Here is a 16,821-nt window from a genome sequence, read left to right as displayed (position 1 = left end):
TTCACCGGCCGGCGGACCGACGCGGGTGAGTGCTCCCCGCGGGTGCGGGGGTGGTCCCGTGGGCATGGGTGCGGTCGCCCTGCTGATCGTGTGCTCCCCGCGGGTGCGGGAGGTGGTCCCGGGAGGTGGTCTTCATCCCCAGTCGACGACCTGTGGTCCCCGCAGGTGCGGGGGTGGCCCCATCGGCAAGCTCCGGCGAAGCTGCTTGCTCGCGTGGTCCCCGCGTGTGCGGGGGCGCCCCCATTTTGGTCGCGGCTGGGCTGGCGTGAGCTACGTGGTCCCCGGCGTGTGCGCGGAGACTACGGGTCCCGGCCGGTCGTCCACTGATGTCCATGGCACCTTTCCCGCGTGCCCGCAGCAACCGTGACAGCCCGAAGTGAACACCAGCGAAGCGTGCCTCTTGCCACTTACGGACTCAGCGTGGCCACACAAGCACCCTTGAGCGCAGCCCTCCATTGGCATGACACGACCTCCGCTCTTCGTCTACAGCCGAACTGAAGCAATCAGCGCAGCGACGCTTGTCGTAATCAACCTCAACGCGAGCGTCACGCCAGCAACGCCATCGGAACGACGGGCAAAGCAGCAGGCCAGCAAGGATGCAAGCCCTTCCGGGCCACGATCGACGCATAGGCAACTGAGAAGCTTTCGTTGTAACTCTGCCCGGGAAAAGGGGTGTTGATGCACAACGGCATTGCAGACTGCTAGCGTTCCTCCACCCAGCGCAGGGCTACACCCCGAGCGCCTCAGCACAGAAAAAACCGAGCCCGCTGATCCACCTCGCTAGCACGAGGTAGCCGGGCTCGGCTCGTCCCATCGGATTGATCGACCGTCGAGACATTGAGAGGCTACGCATGAAAAGCTGTTCCACCAAGACCTTGGAACCATCTCTCACCTGGCAAGGTGTGCTCGTGGCGTTCCTTGCGGCCTGCCCCGTCGCGCCTTCGCCAGTGGCCCCATGGATTTGGGGCGCAGTGGTCATCCTCATCGTGATCGTGATGTTGGTGCAGCCGTAGATGGTCGCTTCTCCTGCCTAACCGGGATGTGTCCGGCATCGCTTCACCGGCGCCGCCGGGCACGCCGCCCACTCGTACCCGCGGGGTGCTCGCGCCCACCGCAGCCGACGCCCGGCCTGTTTGATGTGCCACAGAAGGGCTCAGCTGTGCCGACTACGCCTTTGGACCCGAATTATCCCTCAGGCGCCGCCAAGTTGACGCGCTTCTCCCCTGCCGCCCGTACGGCCTGGGCCAAGCATGATCGGGCGACCGATGGGTGGCTGCCGCTGTGGAGGCACATGGCCGATTCCGGTGCAGTAGCCGGAAAGTTGTGGGACACGTGGCTGGCGGACAACATCAAGCGCCTGCTGTCCGAGGCGCTTCCTGATGGGGAGGGCGACGCACGGCGGCTTGTCATCTTTCTCGCTAGCGTCCATGACATCGGCAAGAGCACGCCCGCCTTCGCCTGTCAGGTGGAACCTCTCGCTGACGCCATGCGCGCTGCCGGGCTCGACATGCATTCTGCCGTGGAGTACGGACAGGATCGGCGTCTGGCGCCTCACGGCCTGGCGGGGCAGTTGTTGCTCCAGGAGTGGATGGCCGAGCGGTTCGGGGTGCCTGCCCGCGCATCCGGGCAATTCGCGGTGGTGGCGGGTGGTCATCATGGGACGCCTCCCGAGCATCAGCAGATACACGATCTGCAGTTGCGCCCGCGCTTGTTGCGGCACCCTGGGCCGAGCGAGGGCGAATGGCGCCGTGTTCAGTACGAGTTGATGGACGCGTGTGCCGAATCGGCCAACGTAATGGAGCGCCTCACCGCGTGGCGTTCGGTCCGGTTACCACAGCCGGTCCAGGTGGTGTTGACGGCTGTCGTGATTCTTGCCGATTGGATCGCCAGCGCTCCTGAGCTTTTCCCGTACGACCCGTTGTCCTGGCAGCCAGCTGGTCCGGTCGGCGAGGCTCGCCGGCTGAGGGCCGCGTGGCAGGGCTTGGATCTTCCGGGCCCCTGGACGTCGAAGGTGCCGGAGCAGGCGGCGGAGACACTGTTCACGCAGCGGTTCGCCCTGCCCGAGGGTGCGCGGATCCGGCCGGCCCAGGAGGACGCCGTGCGGATGGCACGGACGATGCCGGCGGCCGGGTTGCTGATGATCGAGGCGCCGATGGGTGAGGGTAAGACGGAGGCCGCCTTCGCTGCCGCGGAGATTCTGGCGGCGCGGACCGGGGCGGGCGGCTGTCTGGTGGCGCTGCCCACCCGGGCCACGGGGGATGCCATGTTCCCGCGCCTGCTGGCGTGGCTGGACAAGTTGCCGCTGGACGGCCCCCGGTCCGTCGTTCTGGCGCATGCCAAAGCTGCGCTCAACGATGTGTGGGCGGGCATGATGCGGCGGGAGCGGCGGGCGATCGCCGCCGTGGACCTGGACGGGCCCGACCGGATCGGTGCGGTGGGCGCCCCTAAGCGCGCCGAGCCCGCTGGTCTCCATGCCCATCAGTGGCTGCGCGGCCGCAAGAAGGCGCTACTGGCTTCCTTCGCGGTGGGCACCATCGATCAGGTGCTGTTCGCGGGTCTCAAGAGCAGGCACCTGGCGCTGCGGCATCTGGCGGTGGCGGGCAAGGTCGTCATTATTGATGAAGTTCACGCATATGACGCCTATATGAGCCGCTACCTCGACCGAGTTCTGGAGTGGCTGGCGGCCTACCGCGTGCCGGTCGTGCTGCTTTCGGCCACCTTGCCGGCCGATCGCAGGCGTGCACTGGCCGCCGCGTACGCGGGGGCGCCGGAGGGCGCAGACGGACTGGGGCCGAAGGCGGTGCCCGATGACACCTATCCGCTGATCACCGCGGTCGCTCCTGACGCCGCACCCCTAGTGTCGCAGCCCGCAGCGGCATCCGGGCGCCGTACGGACGTGTGCCTGGAACGGTTGGATGACGACCCCGCCCTCCTGGCCGACCGGTTGGCAGCGGAGCTGGCGGACGGGGGCTGTGCGTTGGTGGTGCGCAACACCGTCGACCGGGTGCTGGAGGCGGCAGACGAGTTGCGGGAGCGGTTCGGGGACGGTGCGGTGACCGTGGCCCACTCGCGATTCCTGGCCGCTGATAGGGCAGCCAAAGACACGGAGTTGCGGGAGCGGTTCGGCCCTGGCGGCGACAGGCCGACGGGGCCGCACGTGGTGGTGGCCAGTCAGGTCGTCGAGCAGTCGCTCGACGTGGATTTCGACCTGCTGGTGACCGACCTCGCCCCCGTCGACCTGTTGTTGCAGCGTATGGGACGCCTGCACCGCCACTCGCGGGTGCGGCCGTCGCGACTGGCCCAGGCGCGGTGCCTGGTGACCGGAGTGGCCGCCTGGTCGTCCCTTCCGCCGCAGCCGGTCAAAGGCTCGGCTTACATCTACGGCGAACACCTCCTGCTGCGCACCCTGGCGGCCATGGGCCCGCATCTGGAGGGCGCCCCGCTCGTACTGCCGGACCGCATCAGCCCGCTGGTCCAGGAGGTTTACGGGAGCGCCGAGGTCGGCCCTCCCGAGTGGACCGGGAAACTGGCTGACGCCCGCGCGGAACATCTCCAGCTTCTTGGGAAGCAACGCGAAGCGGCCGGCAGCTTCCTTCTGGGGCCGGTGCGCCGGGCGGGGCGGCCGGTGATCGGCTGGCTGGAGGCCAACGCCGGGGACGCGGACGACAGCCCGGAAGGGCGTGCGCAGGTGCGCGACAGCCCGGAGAGCCTGGAGGTCCTGGTCGCCCAGCGGCTGCGGGACGGCCGACTGGTCACCGTGCCGTGGCTGGACGGCGGGCGGGGCGGTTTGGACCTGCCCACCGATTTCCTGCCGAGCCGACGCGCTGCCGAGGCCGCCGCGGCGAGCGCGATCACGCTGCCCTGGCAGTTCTGCAAGCCCTGGGTGATCCTCCGGACCATCGAGGAGCTGGAGCGTTTCCGGGTGGATGCCTGGCAGGTGAAGGAATGCCCTTGGCTGGCAGGGGAGTTGTTTCTCGTTCTCGATGAGGATTGTCAGACCCGTCTGGCAGGCTTCGTTCTCAGCTACAGCAAGGACGACGGGCTGCGGGTGCTGCCCCCGGCCGAACCCGCGCGCACGCCGGTCCCGGACGAGGGAGGAACCGTGCCTGGGAACGGAGAAGATCGTGGGCGGGCAGCGGATGGTGAGGTTACGAGCCCTGTGCCGGACACGGCGCCGACGGCCCTGCCTGAGGAGACCTCCGGCCAGATGGCGTCAGCCGATACTTCGGGGGTGCAGCGGGGTGCAGAGGAGGTGGGACTGTTGAAGCTTCGCACCACTCAGGCCAACGCTGTGGTTCCGCCGTCCTTCGATCTGGTCACCTGTCCGTGGCTGCCGGTGCAGCGCCTGGACGGCAGCACCGAGGACCTGTCACTGCACGACCTCTTCGCACAAAGCCGCGAGCTGCGGCGGCTCGTAGGAGACGTGCCCACACAGGAGTTGGCGCTGCTACGGCTGCTGCTCGCTGTGGTGCACGACGCCCTCGACGGGCCGGCGGACCTGGAGGACTGGGAGGAGCTGTGGCTGGCGGACGAGCCGTTCGCCCCGGTCCTGGACTACCTCGCCCACCACGAGAGCCGCTTCGATCTTCTGCACCCCGAGCGGCCGTTCTTCCAGGTCAGTGGATTGCGTACGGAGAAAGACGAGATCGCCTCGCTGAACCGTCTGGTCGCCGACGTCCCCAACGGCGATCCGTTCTTCGCCATGCGTCGCCCGTGCGTGGACCGGCTCTCGTACGCCGAAGCGACCCGGTGGCTGGTGCACGCCCACGCCTACGACACGTCCGGCATCAAGTCCGCCATGGCCGGGGACGACCGGGCCAAGGCCGGCAAGGTCTACCCCCTGGGGGTGGGCTCGGTCGGCACCCTGGGCGGCATCTTTGCCGAGGGAGCGAATCTTCACGAGACACTGCTGCTGAACCTCATCGCCCTCGACGAGGGCATCGTGGAGGTGACGGACCACGTGAGCACGGGCGGGGAGGACCTGCCCGCGTGGCGGCGGGAGCAGCCGTTCGGCCCGGGGCCTCGTGGAGCGGCCTCCGACATCAGCCGGCCGGGCGGGCTGCGGGACCTGTACACCTGGCAATCCCGTCGGATCCGGTTGCATGCCGAGGACGGCGCCATCGCGGGGGTCGTCCTGGGGTATGGCGACCCGCTGACGGTGTCCGCACCGTGGAAGCTGGAACCCATGTCGGTGTGGCGGCGCAGTCCGGCTCAGGAGAAGAAGCAGGGCCGCCCGCTGGTGTACATGCCACAGCAGCACGATCCGAGCCGGGCCGCCTGGCGGGGCCTGGACAGCCTGCTGCGCGCCCGCCGCGCCTCCACGGACGACAGCGGGCGGGGGACGAGCGAAACGCTGCCGTCCGGAGTCGTGCGCTGGTCTTCGATGCTCACCACCGAAGGGATTCTCGATCCGCAGACGCTGATCCGGTTGCGGCTCATCGGCGCCGTGTACGGCACACAGCAGTCCGTCGTGGACGAGATCGTGGACGATTCGGTGGTTCTGCCTGCGGTGCTGTTGCATCAGGAGTACGGAGCCTTCCGTACGGCGGCGGTCGACGCCGTCGCCGACGCGGACGAAGCCGTACGCGCCCTGGGCCACCTTGCCGGGAATCTGGCGCGCGCCGCCGGGACCGACGCGGCCCCCGCCACGCAGACCGCCCGCGACCTCGGCTTCGGAACGCTGGACGGCCCCTACCGGCAGTGGCTGGCCACGTTGGCCACGTACTCCGATCCGGATGCGGCACGCAAGCAGTGGCAGGCCACGGTGCGTCGCCGTATCCTCCGGCTCGGCCGGGATCTGCTGAATTCCGCGGGCCCGGCGGCGTCGGAGGGCCGCGTCACCGAGCTTCCCGGGTACGGCCCGACCTGGGTCAACGATGCGCGCGCGGAGACTTGGTTCCGCCGGCGGTTGAACAAAGTTCTGCCCAAGGCTGTAGACCAGCCCGGCGGTCTCCAGGCCACAGGCCGTCTCTCCTCGTCACCCGAAACCGACCCCACCAACGCGCCGGTGCCGGCATCTGCATCCATGCGCCGCAACGACCAGACGGAGCCCGCCTTATGACCACCGGCCCGCAGCCACCTGCAGACCGCCGAACAGCAAGCTCAAAGCGGCCGCAGCGCCGGAGCGCACACCCGCGGAGCGCCCCCGAGTTGGCCACAGCTCGCTGCATCGGACGGCTTCAGAACCTCTATCGCCAGGATGTGCCGGCTGCCGTCGCGATCCTGGCGCAGCTGCGGCGAGCCGCCGGCCGGACGGTTCACGAGACCCCGGATATCTGGGGCATCGACGGGTTGGAAGACCTCGCCCGGGTGTGGGAAGAGCACCGGCAAGCGGGTGAGACCGACCCGGCAGGCGGCGAAGCATCGCCGGAGCTTCTCCACCAAGACGTACGCCGCAAGCGTGAGACGAGCACGCAGGCCGAGGAAGACGCCGTTCATGTGGCGGTCACCCTATGGGCGCTGCATCAGCAGTCCATTCGCGATGCGGCCATGCACGAGCCCGGTTGGGGCCTCGGGCGTGCGGTTCGTGCCCTGGCACAGGGTGGTAGAGGCACCGCCCCCGCCGCCGACGAGCCGGAGGCGGGCCGGCAGGAGACCCGCTCCGCTCCTCGTCTGGATGATGAACTCAACGAGACACTGCGCAAGCGCTTTGTCCGCATCGGCACCTCGACCTCGTTCGACATGCTCGCAGTGCGCCTGCGCGAAGTGGTACAGCTGCTGCGCACTGCACGCATCCCCCTCGACTACGCCCGGCTCGCCGATCAGCTGTGCCGCTGGCAGAACGAGAACCTGCGGGCGGACGTCCGCCGTGCCTGGGGACGCGATCTGCACCTGTCGTACGGAAGGCAGACCAGGCCAGGCGGCGAAGACGAGAACGACGCCGAAGACACCTCGCCCCTCTCCGAGAGCGACGGACCCGACCCCGGTCTCTGAGCCACCGGCAGTCACCGGCATGCCGCGTCGCCGTGTCCCTCCGGCTCCGCCGCACCTGGCACAAAGCCCACGCCATGCCGCGGAAGCCCGTACCTGACCCATTTATCAGCGCCAGAACGGAAGAGCCCGATGAGCCGCACCATCCTCGACATCCACATCCTCCAGACCGTTCCGCCGAGCAACCTCAACCGCGACGACACCGGAACCCCCAAATCCGCTGTGTACGGCGGCGTCCGACGGGCGCGGGTCTCCAGCCAGGCGTGGAAGCGCGCCACCCGAAAAGCCTTCAACGACCTGCTGCCCCCCTCGGAGCTGGGTGTGCGGACGAAGAAGGTCGCCGAGGTGCTGGCCGAACGGATCACTGCCCTGGCCCCGACGACAGACCCGGCCCACGCCGTCGAACTGGCCGCCGAGATGCTCCGCACGGCGACCGGCTCCAAGATCGAAGTGCCCAAGCGCAAGGCAAAGGAGGAGGGCCAGGAAGGCGCGGAAGGATCGAACGGCACGGCGCCGGAGTCCGCGTACCTGATGTTCCTCAGCACCCGCCAGCTCGATGCGCTGGCCGCCCTGGCCGTCGACCTGGACACCGGCACCGGCCTCAAGAGCTTCCAGACGACCCTGAAGAAGAAAGAGAACAAGGCAGCGGCCCGGCAGGCGGTCGATACCCGGCACTCGGTGGACATCGCGCTGTTCGGCCGGATGGTCGCCGACTCCACCGACCTGAACGTGGAGGCCGCCACCCAGGTCGCCCACGCGATCAGCGTGCACAAATCCGAGATCGAATCGGATTACTACACCGCGGTCGACGACAAGAACACCGATGCCGAGACGGGCGCCGGGATGATCGGCTCCATCGACTTCAACTCCGCCACCCTCTACCGCTACGCCGCCATCGACGTCGATGAACTGCACCGCACCCTGGGCACCGGCCTCCGCACGGACGAGGCACCGTCGACTCCCGCACAGAAGGCTGTGGCCGCCTTCCTCGAAGGATTCATCACCTCGCTGCCCACCGGGAAGATCAACACGTTCGGCCACCACACCCTGCCGTCCGCCGTGATCGTCAAGCTCCGCACCCGCCGCCCCGTCAGCTTCGTCGGCGCCTTCGAACGGCCGGTTCCGCAGGGCGTCAACGGCGGTTTCTTGGAGGAAGCCTGCAAACGCCTGGGCCGCTACGTGCCGCAACTGGAAAAGACATTCGGCGTGCCGGACGGCGAGCCGAGCTGGGTCCTACGCGTGGGTGAGGAAACGCAAGCCCTCAAGGACCTCGGCACCAGCGTCACGCTGGCGGAACTGCTCAAGGAAGTGGAGGCCGCCGTCGCCGGGCGTCTGGAGTCCGGCGCATGAGCGTGCTGCTCCTGCGGCTCGCCGGCCCGTTGCAAGCCTGGGGCTCCGCGGCCCGCTTCGCGCGCCGCAGCACCGAGAACGCCCCGACGAAAAGCGGCGTCCTCGGCCTGCTCGCCGCCGCCCAGGGCCGCCCGCGCCAGGCGGACCTCGCCGACCTGGCCGCACTGCGCTTCGGCGTACGCATCGACCAGCCCGGCTCCCGGCTGCGCGACTTCCACACCGCCCACCACGCCGACTCCGGCAAAGCGATGCCGCTGTCCGAACGCTTCTACCTGGCCGACGCCGTCTTCGTCGCCGGCCTCGAAGGCGACCCGGAGCTGCTCCGGGAACTCCACGAAGCGCTGCTGTACCCCCGCTTCCTGCCCTACCTCGGCCGCCGCTCCTGCCCCCCATCCCAGCCACTCGCCATGGGCCCGCCGCAGGACACCTCCCTGGAAGAGACCCTGCGTCACGCCGAGTGGCAGGCATCTGGCTGGTACGTGCAACAGCTCCAGCGCACCGCCGGGCACGGCGCCACGCCCGGGCCGGAAGTCCTGGACATGCTCCTCGACTGCCCGCCCGGCGACACCCCCGACTTCTCCCTGCGCGACACCCCCGTCAGCTACGACGCCCGCCACCGTCGCTATGCACTGCGCGGCATCCGCAGCACACAGGCCACTGCCGCGCACCACGCCACACCTCCGGCTCACGAGCCGACCACCGGCCTCGCCTCCGTTCCCTTTGAAACACCAGCGACGTCCCCGCCTCCAAGGACCACCTGATGTACCTGACCCGCTTTCGCGTGAACACCGGCCGCACCGAGGCCCGTCGGCTGCTCGGCTCGCCCCATTTGATGCACGGCGCCGTCAACATGGGCTTTCCCGACCTGCCGGCCCGCGACGGCCAGGGCCCGCGTGTCCTGTGGCGTGTGGACCGCACCCACCAGGCCGAAACCGTCCTGTTCATCGTCAGCCCCGCCCGCCCGGACCTGTCCCATCTTGTCGAACAAGCCGGCTGGCCCACCCTGGAGACGCCCGGCTGGACGACCTTCGCCTACGCAGAGTTCCTCGATGCCCTCGCGGCCGGGGACACCTGGGGCTTCCGGCTGACCGCCAACCCCGTCCACCACATCCGCCTGCCCCAGGACGCCCCGGGCGCCCGCACCAAACGTGCCGCCCACGTCACACCCCACCACCAGATGCAGTGGCTGCTCCAGCGCCAGGAGAAGGCCGGCTTCGAAATAGTCCCCAAACGCGCCGACCGCCGGCTGACGGAACACGGCGACGCCTACGAACTGATCGTGCGCGACCAGCAACCGCTCCAGTTCCGCCGCACCCCGACCAAGCAAGCCGGGCAGGACGTCCGCTTCACCCGGGTGACCTTCGACGGACGGCTGCGCATCACCGATGCTGCCGCCTTCCGCCGCACCCTCACCCATGGCCTGGGCAAGTCCAAGGCCTACGGCTGCGGCCTGATGACGCTGGCCGTGGCAGGCGCCCGATGAGCACCGTCAGCCGCCGCAGTACCTCCACGCCCCGGGAACTGGCCCGGGTCGGCGACCGGCTCTCCTTCATCTACCTGGAACGGTGCACCGTGCACCGCGACCACAACGCCATCACCGCGACCGACGCGGACGGCACCACCCACATCCCGGCCGCCACCATCGGCACCCTCCTGCTGGGCCCCGGCACGCGCATCACCCACCAGGCCATGTCCGTACTGGGCGAGTGCGGCGCCGGCGTGGCCTGGGTCGGCGAGCACGGCGTGCGCTTCTACGCCGGCGGCCGCGCCCTGACCCGCTCCTCGGCCCTGGCAGAAGCCCAGGCCAACGCCTGGGCCAACCGCCACACCCGGCTGGAGGTCGCCCGCGCCATGTACCGCCTGCGCTTTCCCGACGAAGACCCCGCAGGCCGCACCCGGCAGGAACTGCTGTCCATGGAAGGCCGCCGCCTCAAAGACTGCTACCGCCGCGAATCCGTCCGCACCGGCGTCCCCTGGACCCGCCGCGACTACCACCGCGACAACTTCGCCGCCGGCGACGCTCCCAACCAGGCCGTCACAGCGGCCGCGCAGTGCATGTACGGCATCGCCCACGCCGTCGTCACGGCGCTCGGGTGCTCCCCGGCCCTGGGCTTCGTCCACTCCGGCCACGAACGCTCCTTCGTCCTGGACATCGCCGACCTCTACAAGACCGACATCGCCATCCCCGCGGCCTTCGACGCCGCCGCCGACGGCTGCGAGGACGTCGCCCCCCGCACCCGCCGCGCCCTGCGCAACCGCATCAACGACACCGGCCTGCTCGACCGCTGCGTCAGCGACATCAAAACCCTGCTCCACCACGAAGACACCGGCGACACCCCGGACCGCGAAGACTCCATGACCCTGCAATCGGACGGTGACACCCACCTGACAAGCGGCCGCAACTACAGCGACGAGGTGCTGTGGTGACCGTCATCATCCTGGCCAACTGTCCCGCCGGCCTACGCGGCTTCCTCACCCGCTGGCTCCTGGAAATTTCCCCCGGCGTCTTCCTCGGCTCCCCCACCGCCCGCATTCGTGACCTGTTGTGGGACGAGGTCCGCCAGTACTCCGACAAGGGCCGTGCCCTCCTCGTCCACCAGACAGACACCGAACAAGGCTTCACCTTCCGCACCCACAACCACGCTTGGCACCCCACCGACCACGAAGGCCTTACCCTCCTGCACCGACCAGCCCCCCGAACCACCCCACCGGAAGCCGGCCACCCACCCCAACCACCGAAACAAAACTGGAGCAAGGCCGCCCAACGCCGCAAGTACGGCCGCCGATGACAGCATCGGCCCACGACATCCACGAGCGAAGCGGCCAACGAATGCCTGAACATATGCCGGTTATGCCGGGATCTCGGAAAGTGAGCAAAAACCACCACCCCGCCTGACAAAACCGCTGGTCGCGACCTGTGGTCCCCGCGCGTGCGGGGCTGTTCCCTTCCAGCGAGGGGCTACCCCTCTGTGCATAAGGTGGTCCCCGCGCGTGCGGGGCTGTTCCCGTGACCGGCCCCTCGTCGACGTCGCCCTCTACGTGGTCCCCGCGCGTGCGGGGCTGTTCCCCCCCCAAGGTGTGTGCTTCGACTGTGCCACATGTGGTCCCCGCGCGTGCGGGGCTGTTCCCAGACTCTGCCAGTTGCCGTCAGCACCCTGGTCGTGGTCCCCGCGCGTGCGGGGCTGTTCCCTGGACGCTGTCATGGATGTACGGCAGGGCCCGGTGGTCCCCGCGCGTGCGGGGCTGTCCCCAGGACACCACCCTCGGCGTCATCGTCTCCGAGGTGGTCCCCGCGCGTGCGGGGCTGTTCCCACGGCGGAGAAGGGGCCCGGCGGGTACGGGTGGTGGTCCCCGCGCGTGCGGGGCTGTTCCCTGCCCGCCAGCGCCGCCCGCTCCCTGCCCATGGTGGTCCCCGCGCGTGCGGGGCTGTTCCCTGCCCGCCAGCGCCGCCCGCTCCCTGCCCATGGTGGTCCCCGCGCGTGCGGGGCTGTTCCCAAGGCCGTGGAACAGGTGCACATCATCGAGGCGTGGTCCCCGCGCGTGCGGGGCTGTTCCCGACTCGTCGGCATAATCCGGTCCGCCGCTTATGTGGTCCCCGCGCGTGCGGGGCTGTCCCCTCGGTGCCGATGCCTGCACCGCCACCTTCTTCGTGGTCCCGCACATGAGGGGCTGTTCCCCGGAAGCGCTGGCGTTCATGCTGGACATGCAGTGGTCCCCGCGTGTGCGGGGCTGACCCCTGAGAAGCGTCCGCTGTCAACCCTGCTCAGTCGTGGTCCCCGCGCATGCGGGGCTGTTGCCCGCCAGGTGAAGGTGTGGCCGACGGCCATACCGTGGTCCCCGCGTGTGCGGGGCTGTTCCCGCCGGGCCGATCGCGTTGTTCCACAGCCACATGTGGTCCCCGCGCGCGCGGGGCTGTTCCCTCACCACCGCCTATCAGTAGGCGGTGCCTTGAGTGGTTCCCGCGCGCGCAGGGCCGACCCTTGCGTGCAAGCTCATGGCGCTTCCCGCACGTCGAGCGGGACTTCTTGAGTAGTACAGCCGGCCAGGTGTGGGAGGCCAGCTTCCGAGGACCCCCTGTGGAGGTGGTGAGCCCGCCCTACCTCGGTTGCTGCGGCTTCTCCGCGAGACTCGTTGCTCTACTTTGCCGTCTACCAAGCAGGTGGCCGGGGTCGCCCGTGGGGCCGATGGACCTGCACCCGAGCCGTCCCTGCATCACGCGCGGTGGAACTTTCGACCCGGGCCCCCTGCGTCGGGGCGGCGGCGTTCGCGGGGGTCGAGTCGGGCTTCCAGCGGTGTGCGGGACAGGTACCGAAAACGCCACGGCTCTCCGGGCGGTGTCACCCTTCAGGTGCGCGCGGAGGAGCGCGTGCTCCGATGGCGCCAGGAAGATCTTCTCGTCCTTGGCCTCATGCGCCCTCGGCCGGCGGGCGCGGGCATCCGTTGTGCGATATCGGGCCCGCGGGGTGGAGTCGGACGTCCCCTGGCCCAGGTGGTGGCCCCTCATGGATTTCCGATATCTGATGTCGCTATGTCCCGATATGGACGTCAATAGTTTGACGTACTCGCGAGGGCCATCGCACACCGAGCGGGCCCGCAGGACGGGGTAGCGGCCTCGGAGTGACGTTTCCGCAGGCCACATCGTTTCTGCACACATGTGCAGCAGTGGGGCGGGTGGGACTCGAACCCACGGCCGACGGATTATGAGTCCGCTGCTCTAACCGGCTGAGCTACCGCCCCGATACGGCGCGCCGCGCACATTTGTGCGCGCCGTCTGCCGCAGCATAGCCGCTCATACGATCTGTTGCGCGGGTGGGTCCTCGCTGGGCCGCCATGCTCGTTCAAGAGGACTTCGGCCGCCCTGTGTTCGGTTCCCGCGCACAGGAAAGAGGACCCCCGCGGGGGTCCTCTTCCGTCCTGCTCCCCCGACTGGACTCGAACCAGTAACCCTCCGGTTAACAGCCGAATGCTCTGCCAATTGAGCTACAGGGGACCGAGCTCCCCCGACTGGACTCGAACCAGTAACCTGCCGGTTAACAGCCGGCTGCTCTGCCAATTGAGCTACAGGGGAATGCTCTGTGTGCCTCGAATGCACTCCGATCCGGGGGCTCCGGACGGCGTGCGCTCGCTGCTGCACATACATTAGCGCAAGCAGGGGGGTGCTCCGCCAATCGGTATGGCCGCGGGTGGCCCGGATGATCTTCTGGTCCGCGGGTAGGCGGGCAGCACAGCCCGGCGGACGCGCGGGTGGGCGGGCGGCGCGGACCGGCGAGACCCCGCACCGTGCGCGCGAGCGAGACCGACGAGAGGGAAGGTGGAGCGACGATGCGCTACCGGCTGACGTTCATCACGGGACTGGCCATCGGATACGTGCTCGGCAGCAAGGCGGGCCGCGAGCGGTACGAGCAGCTCCGCAAGAGTGCCCGGCGGATCGCGCAGAACCCGGCCGTCCGGAACACCGCGGAGTCCGCCGCGCTCGGCGGCCGCGAGGTGGCCACCAAGGCGTTCGACAAGGTGTCCGCCAAGGTCGGGGACCGGATGCCCGGGCCGGTGGCGGAGCGTATCCGGGCGCTGCGTGAGCAGCGCGGCGGTGGTGAGGACGACTGGGGGACGAGCAACACCTGAGCGCAGCACCTGGGCGAGGGACCGCGCGGGCGGCCGGGGACGGCCGCCCGCGTTCGCCTGTCCCCGTGTCCCCGCCCGCGTTCGCGTGTCCCGTGTCCCCGCCCGCGTTCGCCTGTCCCGTGTCCCCGCCCGCGTTCGCCTGTCCCCGTGTCCCCGCCCGCGTTCGCGTGTCCCCGCCCCGGGGGTGTGAACCTGGCAGCCGTACGGTCCCGTCCATGGGGCATCATCTGGGGGCATGGGGATAGTCGCCGGGCTGGACAGTTCGTCCGAGAGCACACGGATCGTCGTCTGCGACGCGGACACGGGTGCCGTCATCAGGCAGGGGTACGCGCCGCACCCCGCCGAAAAGGGACACGAGATCGACCCGCAGGCGTGGCTGATGTCACTCGGCGAGGCCGCGGGCAACGGGCTGCTGGAGGGTGTGCAGGCGATCGGTGTCTCCGCCCAGCAGCAGGGGCTGCTGCCGCTGGACGCCGACGGCGCGCTCGTACGGGCGGCACTGGTCGGTAACGACAAGCGGGCGCAGAGCGCCGCTGCCGATCTGATCGACGCGCTCGGCGGGCGGGCCGCCTGGACGCAGGCCGTCGGTGCCGTCCCGCACGCCGCGCAGCCGCTGACGAAGCTGCGCTGGCTGGCGCGGAACGAGCCGGCGAACGCGGCGCGCGTCGCCGAGGTGCTGCAGCCGCACGACTGGCTGGTGTGGCAGCTGCTGGGGCGCCCGGCGCGGCGTACGACGGACCGGGGCGGCGCGTCCGGCACCGGGTTCTGGTCGGCGGCGGCCGGTGCGTACCGGCCGGATCTGGTGGAGCTGGCGCTCGGGCACCAGGTGCGGCTGCCGGAGGTGCTGGGGCCGTCCGGCACCGCCGGTTTCACGCCCGAGGGGCTGCTGATCTCCGCCGGGACGGGCGAGACGATGGCGGCCGCCTTCGGGCTGGGGGTCGGTACGGGCGACGCGGTGGTGTCGCTGGGCGCCTCGGGCTCGGTCTTCGGCATCCACCACGAGGCGCTGGCGGACTCCAACGGCACGATCACCTCGTTCGCCGACGCGACGGGGATGCACCTGCCGGTGGTGCACACGAGCAACGCGGTACGGGTGCTGCGCGGCACGGCCGAGATGCTGGGCACCGACCTCCAGGGGCTGTCCGAGCTGGCGCTGAAGTCGACGCCCGGCTCGTACGGCATGGTGCTGCTGCCGTACCTGGAGGGCGAGCGGACGCCGCACCTGCCGCACACGGCGGGATCGCTGCACGGGCTGCGACGCGAGAGCATGAAGCCGGAGCATCTGGCGCGGGCGGCCTTCGAGGGCATGCTGTGCGGGCTCGCGGACGCGCTGGACGTGCTGCGCGGGCGGGGCGTCGAGGTGCGCCGGGTGTTCCTGCTGGGCGCGGCGGCGGAGCTGGGCGCGGTGCAGGCGGCGGCGCCGGGGCTGTTCGGCGCGCAGGTCGTGGTGCCGCAGCCGGCGGACTACGCGGCGCTGGGCGCGGCGCGGCAGGCGGCCTGGGCGCTGGGCGTGGCGCACGGCACGCTGGCTCCGCACGAGCCGCCGCGCTGGCCCGCGGCCGCCAGTCAGGTGTTCGAGCCGGGCGACGACCTGCCGGTCGGGCAGGCGGTGCGGCAGCAGTACATCGCGGTGCGGGAGGAGAGCTACGCGGGAGCTTTTCTCTCCGCGCAGTGAGGAGGAGGTAGGGGGCTCAGGGGGCGCACGGCCCTCAGTCCAGGTAGCCCCTCAGCTGGTCCGCGAAGGCGTGGTCGCGGAGTTTGTTCAGGGTCTTGGACTCGATCTGGCGGATGCGTTCGCGGGTCACGCCGAAGATCCGGCCGATCTCCTCCAGGGTGCGGGGGCGGCCGTCGACCAGGCCGTACCGCAGCTGGACGACCTTGCGCTCCCGTTCGCCGAGGGTGGACAGGACCGCTTCGAGGTGTTCGCGCAGGAGCAGGAAGGCCGCCGATTCGACCGGGGACGCGGCGTCGCCGTCCTCGATGAGGTCGCCCAGGGCCACGTCGTCCTCCTCGCCCACGGGGGCGTGCAGGGAGACCGGTTCCTGGGCGAGGCGCAGCACCTCGCTGACGCGCTCCGGGGGCAGGTCGAGCTGGGCGGCGACCTCTTCGGGGGTGGGTTCGTAGCCCCGTTCCTGGAGCATCCGGCGCTGGACCCGGACGACGCGGTTGATCAGCTCGACGACGTGCACCGGGACGCGGATCGTGCGGGCCTGGTCGGCCAGTGCGCGGGACATGGCCTGGCGGATCCACCACGTGGCGTAGGTGGAGAACTTGTAGCCGCGGGCGTAGTCGAACTTCTCGACGGCGCGGATCAGCCCGAGGTTGCCCTCCTGGACGAGGTCGAGCATGGTCAGGCCGCGGCCGACGTAGCGTTTGGCGACGGAGACGACGAGGCGCAGGTTGGCCTCGATGAGGCGGCGCTTGGCCATCCGGCCGAGGACGACCAGCTTGTCGAGGTCCAGGGCGAGTTGGGAGTCCAGGTCGGGGGCGAGCCGCAGCCGTTCCTCGGCGAACAGGCCGGCTTCCACGCGGCGGGCCAGTTCGACCTCCTCCACGGCGGTGAGCAGCGGTATCCGGCCGATTTCGCGCAGGTACTGGCGGAACAGGTCGGAGGACGGTCCGCCGGCCTCGGGGCGGGGCGGCGGCTCCGGGGCGATCTCCTCCACGAGGATTTCGGGCGCGGGCGGCTCGGCCTGCTGCGGCACGGTGGCCGAATCCGCGGCCGGCGCGTCGGCGAGGGTCCGGGTCTGCACGGGGGCGACCTCCAGTGTGATCGCTGCTGAGGCGGCGGAAAGGCCGGGACCGTCTGCGGCCGAGCCGCTGTCCGTCCCGTACATCAAGAGCGGTTCCGCGGGGGTTTCCGGTTCCGTACGTCCGGACCCGCCGCGCTCCGAGGACTCAGGCACCGCTCCTCAGTGT

At 70.1% G+C, this 16,821-nt stretch carries 10 protein-coding genes, 3 tRNA genes and 1 CRISPR repeat array; of the genes, 9 read left to right on the top strand and 4 right to left on the bottom strand.

Features of this window, described 5'->3' with window-relative positions; all coding sequences use genetic code 11:
• Positions 1-1,159 precede the first annotated feature (1,159 nt).
• The 7 genes from casA (at position 1,160) to cas2e (ending at position 11,069) form a co-directional block, all read left to right on the top strand.
• Positions 1,160-6,061, top strand: coding sequence for a type I-E CRISPR-associated protein Cse1/CasA (casA, locus tag JXZ78_RS19620; RefSeq protein ID WP_505016628.1), 4,902 nt, complete (start codon positions 1,160-1,162; stop codon positions 6,059-6,061).
• Between the two features lie 89 nt (positions 6,062-6,150).
• Positions 6,151-6,933 (top strand): type I-E CRISPR-associated protein Cse2/CasB, encoded by a 783-nt coding sequence (gene casB / locus JXZ78_RS19615; protein ID WP_063726152.1) that lies wholly within the window; start codon positions 6,151-6,153, stop codon positions 6,931-6,933.
• 129 nt (positions 6,934-7,062) lie between these two features.
• Positions 7,063-8,280, top strand: a complete 1,218-nt coding sequence (cas7e, locus tag JXZ78_RS19610) for a type I-E CRISPR-associated protein Cas7/Cse4/CasC (RefSeq protein WP_030023063.1) — start codon at positions 7,063-7,065, stop codon at positions 8,278-8,280.
• Positions 8,277-9,041, top strand: a complete 765-nt coding sequence (gene cas5e / locus JXZ78_RS19605) for a type I-E CRISPR-associated protein Cas5/CasD (protein ID WP_030023062.1) — start codon at positions 8,277-8,279, stop codon at positions 9,039-9,041. The genes cas7e and cas5e overlap by 4 nt, the downstream gene beginning before the upstream one ends.
• The gene (gene cas6e / locus JXZ78_RS19600) at positions 9,041-9,763 is read left to right on the top strand and encodes a type I-E CRISPR-associated protein Cas6/Cse3/CasE (RefSeq protein ID WP_030023061.1); all 723 of its coding nucleotides are present in this window, start codon (positions 9,041-9,043) and stop codon (positions 9,761-9,763) included. Before cas5e ends, cas6e begins: the two co-directional genes overlap by 1 nt.
• On the top strand, positions 9,760-10,707 hold the full coding sequence (gene cas1e / locus JXZ78_RS19595) for a type I-E CRISPR-associated endonuclease Cas1e (RefSeq protein ID WP_030023060.1): 948 nt from the start codon (positions 9,760-9,762) through the stop codon (positions 10,705-10,707). Before cas6e ends, cas1e begins: the two co-directional genes overlap by 4 nt.
• Positions 10,704-11,069, top strand: a complete 366-nt coding sequence (gene cas2e / locus JXZ78_RS19590) for a type I-E CRISPR-associated endoribonuclease Cas2e (RefSeq protein ID WP_030023059.1) — start codon at positions 10,704-10,706, stop codon at positions 11,067-11,069. The genes cas1e and cas2e overlap by 4 nt, the downstream gene beginning before the upstream one ends.
• 128 nt (positions 11,070-11,197) lie before the next feature.
• Positions 11,198-11,897: direct repeats of the CRISPR family, unit length 29 nt; unit sequence GTGGTCCCCGCGCGTGCGGGGCTGTTCCC.
• A 1,046-nt stretch (positions 11,898-12,943) separates the two neighbouring features.
• On the opposite strand, the gene JXZ78_RS19585 is transcribed toward cas2e, so the two are convergent.
• The 3 genes from JXZ78_RS19585 to JXZ78_RS19575 form a co-directional block, all read right to left on the bottom strand.
• A tRNA-Ile gene (locus JXZ78_RS19585) sits at positions 12,944-13,017 on the bottom strand.
• A gap of 180 nt (positions 13,018-13,197) precedes the next feature.
• Positions 13,198-13,270, bottom strand: a tRNA-Asn gene (locus JXZ78_RS19580).
• A gap of 5 nt (positions 13,271-13,275) precedes the next feature.
• Positions 13,276-13,348, bottom strand: a tRNA-Asn gene (locus JXZ78_RS19575).
• Between the two features lie 254 nt (positions 13,349-13,602).
• Here JXZ78_RS19575 and JXZ78_RS19570 point away from each other — a divergent pair.
• Both JXZ78_RS19570 and JXZ78_RS19565 read left to right on the top strand, forming a co-directional pair.
• Positions 13,603-13,902: a hypothetical protein gene (locus JXZ78_RS19570; RefSeq protein ID WP_030022394.1), complete on the top strand. Its 300-nt coding sequence runs from the start codon at positions 13,603-13,605 to the stop codon at positions 13,900-13,902.
• A 235-nt stretch (positions 13,903-14,137) separates the two neighbouring features.
• Positions 14,138-15,577: an FGGY family carbohydrate kinase gene (locus JXZ78_RS19565; protein WP_030022392.1), complete on the top strand. Its 1,440-nt coding sequence runs from the start codon at positions 14,138-14,140 to the stop codon at positions 15,575-15,577.
• A 34-nt stretch (positions 15,578-15,611) separates the two neighbouring features.
• On the opposite strand, the gene JXZ78_RS19560 is transcribed toward JXZ78_RS19565, so the two are convergent.
• Positions 15,612-16,808 carry an RNA polymerase sigma factor gene (locus JXZ78_RS19560; RefSeq protein ID WP_030022391.1) on the bottom strand — a complete coding sequence of 399 codons (1,197 nt, stop codon included), beginning with the start codon at positions 16,806-16,808 and terminating at the stop codon, positions 15,612-15,614.
• Between the last annotated feature and the right edge of the window lie 13 nt (positions 16,809-16,821).

It is taken from the genome of Streptomyces monomycini (assembly GCF_022271435.1).
GTDB classification, from domain to species: domain Bacteria; phylum Actinomycetota; class Actinomycetes; order Streptomycetales; family Streptomycetaceae; genus Streptomyces; species Streptomyces monomycini.
This window is presented reverse-complemented; position numbering and strand designations above follow the sequence as displayed.